This window comes from Mesorhizobium sp. M4A.F.Ca.ET.022.05.2.1, assembly GCF_003998845.1.
GTDB lineage: Bacteria > Pseudomonadota > Alphaproteobacteria > Rhizobiales > Rhizobiaceae > Mesorhizobium.
Genome location: NZ_RZOJ01000491.1, coordinates 1 through 4091, shown reverse-complemented (window position 1 = coordinate 4091; position 4091 = coordinate 1). Strand labels below are relative to the sequence as shown.

The following is a 4091-nucleotide window of genomic DNA, read 5'->3' as shown; positions in this document are numbered from 1 at the left end:
GTCGAGCAGCGGCAGGCTGCCGAGATCGCTGAGCGCGATGGCCGCGGCGATCCTGACTTCGCGCGAGCGGTCCTCGGCCAGCGCCGAAAGCAGGCGTGCCGACGCATCCTCCGAATCCAGCGCCGCGAGCATCTCGGCGGCGTGGATGCGTTCGGCGACGTTGCCTCGTTCAAGCTGCCTGCCGACACGGGCCGGCATGCCGCATTCCTTGAAGGCGGCAAGGACGTCGTCGTGCTCCGCGCCGCGCAGCAGCGACAGGAATTCGAAGCCGGCATTGATCGCCACCCCGGCCGGCACCGCGAGGATGGCCGCCTTCAGGGCCTCGCGGTCGCGGTTTTCGGTGAAGGCGATCAGCGCCGTCAGAAGCTGGCGCCGCTGATCGGCGGCGGCAGTGCTCCGGCGCTCCTGCAGCACCCGGCGCGCGATCAAAAGCAGCATGATCACCAGCGAAAGGGCGCTGAGCAGAATGGACATGTCCCAGACCAGCCACATGATCAGAACCGCGCGGTCAGACCGAGCCCGAATATGGTCCGGTCGAAGGTCGGGCGTTGCTCGTGCGCCAGGCTGGCGCGCAGCGTCAGCGGATCGCTGACATCCCAGGAAAGGCCACCGAAGACGGTGCGCGTCGGCACCAGCGTGCCGTCGGAGATTTCCGGCGCGTCGGCGTAACCGCCGAACAGGTTGAAGCGGGGCGTCACCACAAGATCGGCGCGCAGCACATAACCGTCGGCGCGCGTGCCGATATCGTCCTCGGCGTGCACCCAGCGGGCGGAAAGCCCGAGGCGGCCATCGAGGATGTAGCCCTGCACCCAGGGCGAGATGGTGGTGACGCCGGCATTGGCGAAATCGTCGTAGCGGGCGTCGATGTTGAGCGAGACCGGACCGAATTGCCTGGCCGGCGCCATGACCTGCCAGGACGCGCCGGCACCGATCGAGTAGCGCGCCAGGAAATCGGCGTCCGGGGTCGCTGCCGCCAGCGCATAGGCGGAGAAGGCGGGCGAAAAGGCCTGGTCGATGCGGCCCTCGACCTGAACGTCGGTATGGCCGTAGCGGGTCGCCACCCGGCTGCGGCCCGAAATGGTCGTTGCCGGCGACAGCCGATAGGCAAGACCTGCCGAACTGTCGGTCCAGTCGCCGAGCCCGTCGCTGAGATCGCTCATCTCTGTGCCGATATCGAGCCGCCATTTGCGCGGCGGCGGCACGGCCAGCCTCTGCTCGATGTCGGCGGAGCCGGGCACGATGGCCAGCGCCTGTCGGTAGGCCAGCCGCGCGGCGGCGTCGTCACCCTCGGCGCGGCGCACATCGCCGATGCCGACCAGCGCCTCGGCATTGCGCGGATCGACCGCAAAGGCGCGCTGGAACGACTGTTCGGCCCGCCTGTAATCCGCTTCGAGCAGGGCAATCCTGGCGTCGAGGTTCAGCACCTCGACATTGTCCGGCGCCGAAGCCAGCGCCTCATCGGCCAGCGCGCGGGCGCGCGGCAAATCGCCCTGCCAGATCGCCAGGCGCACCTTGCCGAGGCGAGCGTCGAGCAGGCCGGGGTCGATGGCCAACGCCCTGTCGAAAAAATGCCCGGCCACGTCGAAGCGCTGGCCGGAGCCGACGACAAGGCCAAGGGCGACCAGTATGTCGGTGTTCTTCGGCGCCAGCCTTAGCGCCCGGCGATAGGCCTGCTCGGCCTCTGGCAGCTTGCCCGCCGCCCTGAGCCGCCTGCCCTGCTGCATCAGCCCGGCGACGGGATCCGCCCGCCGCGGGGGCGCCTTCTTCGCGGGCACTGCAGCCGCCGGAGCGGGCTTCACCTTGCTGCCGGCGGCGGCCTGCTTTGCCTTGCGAATGGTCTCAACCAGCGCCGCGGCGTCGGCATTGCCGGGCTCGGCGCGGACCACCGATTCGGCCAGCGGCAGTGCCGCATCCAGATTGCCGGAGCGGAACTCAACCTCGGCCAGGCCGAAGCTGGCATCCTGATAGGCCGGGGCAAGCGAGAGCGCACCGGAAAAGGCCTCGCGCGCGGCCGGCAGATCGTTGCGGCCGAGCTCGGCAAAGCCGAGCTGCACCAGAACATCGGCATTGCCGGGTTTCAGCGCCAGCGCGCGCTTGAGCAGGTCCGCCGCCTCATCGAAATGCTGGGCTTGCCTTGCCTTGACGCCGGACGCGTATAGCTCGTCGGCGGTCTGGGCCAATGAGACGCCGGGAGATGCGGCGATTGCCAGGAACATGCATGCGGCAATGGCGGCGCGCCGGCTTCGCTGCATCAGCGCTTGTTCCGCGCGATCAGGCGCGCAAGCCGGGCCAGGAGTTCTTCGGGGATGAACGGCTTCACCAGGTAGTCGTCGGCACCCTTTTCGAGCGCCGAGACGATGTCCTTTTCGGCCTTGCGCGCGGTCAGCATGACGACCGGGGTTTCGGACAGAGCCGGATCGCCCTTGATGCGCGCCAGCACCTCGATGCCGTCAGCCTTGGGCATCATCGCATCGAGCACGATGATGTCGGGTGCGTCCCGCTCCGCCTTGGAGAGCGCTTCGGCACCGTCGACCGCTTTGATGACCTCGTATCCCTTCGCCCTCAGCCTGAATTCCATCAGCTCGAGCAGCAATGGATCGTCATCGCAGATCAGAATTCTTGCCTTCGCTCCGTTCACCTGTCCTGCTCCGGTTCCGTCGCCCCCCGGAGTGATCAATCCATGGACCGCCATCCGCCAATGCGGGTCCATGCCATAGTTCCGCGCGGGTGTTCCCCGCGCCCGCCAACGCCGCGTAATCATAGATAAAGCCGATTCGCGACGGCCGCATTTCGATACAATCAGTAGATGAATATGAGGGCATGGTATAGGAGCCGTAAACGGCGCCGCACAGCTTCCGCAGCAGCTTATCGCCTATACCGGCCGCGTGGACATCCGAAGCAGGCCGTCAGCCCGTTCGTAGCGCAAGCAGCTTGCTGACTTCACCGGCAAGCGCCAGCGGGTCGAAGGGTTTGGCGATGACCCCGACTGCCCCCATGGCCAGATAGTGTTCGACCTGATGCGTCTGGGTGCGCGCCGTGATGAACGCCACGGGTATCGATGCCGTAAGCGGCGAGGCGGCCAGCCGCTTCAGCGTCTCCGGCCCGTCCATGTCCGGCATCATCACGTCGAGCAGGATGAGGTTGGGCTGCCAATCGGCGGCGACCGCCAGTGCTTCGGCGCCAGAAGAGCAGGACCGCACCTCGAACCGCGGCTCGAGTTCGAGCGACATTTGGGCGATCTCGCGAATGTCGTCCTCGTCATCCACATAGAGGATCCTTGTCGACATCAACCTCACTCCCTTGCTTGCACGGTGGGTCCCGCTGCGTTGCGGGACGCAACCAACATGCGTCGGACCAGCTTGGCCACATCGATCTCCGACGCCCTGGTCTTGGTCATCATCGCCTGCACCCGGTCGCCGAGTTTCTCGTCCATCTCCGCCGCCGAGAACACGATAACTCCGGTCTCCTGCGGCAGATCGATGAGCAGATCCAGCCCCGATCCGTCAGGAAGCGCGATGTCGAGGATGACCAGGTCGTAGCGATGCTTCGCGACCGCCCGCCGGGCCTCCTGCAGCGTTTTCGCCGAAGCGATCAAGACGTCCGGACCCAGCCCCGCCGACATTACGGCAAGCACCCCCTCGTCGTCCTCGACGTGGCGGATCCTCGGCCTCCGCTCGACCTTGCCGGCGACGATCTTGGCGAGAGCGGCGTGAAGCCGCGTCGAATCCACCGGCTTTTCCAGCCAGTCGACGATGCCGACGGCGGTGCCGTTCAGCGAACGCTTGGCCTCATCGGCGACGGCGGAGATGACGATGACCGAAATGTCGGAATTCACCGGTGACGCCCTGATGTCGTGGAAGAGCTTGATACCGGATTCCCCGGCAAGCTTGATATCGAGCGTCAGCGCCACATAGTCGCGGGTGCGCAGGAGCGCCATGGCGGTGTCGATGTCGGGGGCGACGTCGCTGGAAAAGCCTTCCGCATCGAGGAGCGCCGCGATCACCGCCGCGACATCGGTCTCGTCCTCGCAAATGAGAACTCGCAGGCGCCCATCGCGCGGTCGCGACCGACGCTCCGTCGCAACCGGCTTC

Annotated in this window: 5 protein-coding genes; all 5 read right to left on the bottom strand. The window is 66.8% G+C overall.

Annotated elements, in window-relative coordinates:
* A partial coding sequence (locus EN745_RS31265) for a HEAT repeat domain-containing protein (RefSeq protein WP_348630979.1) occupies nt 1-474 on the bottom strand: 474 nt, incomplete at its 3' end.
* Nucleotides 475-494: 20 nt separating this feature from the next.
* Complete coding sequence (locus EN745_RS31260) at nt 495-2252, bottom strand: YaiO family outer membrane beta-barrel protein (RefSeq protein WP_127423029.1); 1758 nt, start codon at nt 2250-2252, stop codon at nt 495-497.
* Entirely contained in the window at nt 2252-2638 is a 387-nt protein-coding gene (locus tag EN745_RS31255) for a response regulator (RefSeq protein ID WP_126055110.1), read from the bottom strand. Before EN745_RS31255 ends, EN745_RS31260 begins: the two co-directional genes overlap by 1 nt.
* 268 nt (nt 2639-2906) lie before the next feature.
* A complete protein-coding gene (locus EN745_RS31250) occupies nt 2907-3287 on the bottom strand; it encodes a response regulator (protein ID WP_126055111.1) in 381 nt (126 codons plus the stop codon).
* 5 nt (nt 3288-3292) lie between these two features.
* Nucleotides 3293-4091 (bottom strand): response regulator (locus tag EN745_RS31245; protein ID WP_145992240.1); only part of this gene is annotated, 799 nt, incomplete at its 5' end.

Bases quoted from the DNA above. Each gene is read 5' to 3' on its own strand.
- EN745_RS31260 (WP_127423029.1), bottom strand. From the start codon at position 2,252: ATGCAGCGAAGCCGGCGCGCCGCCATTGCCGCATGCATGTTCCTGGCA.
- EN745_RS31250 (WP_126055111.1), bottom strand. From the start codon at position 3,287: ATGTCGACAAGGATCCTCTATGTGGATGACGAGGACGACATTCGCGAG.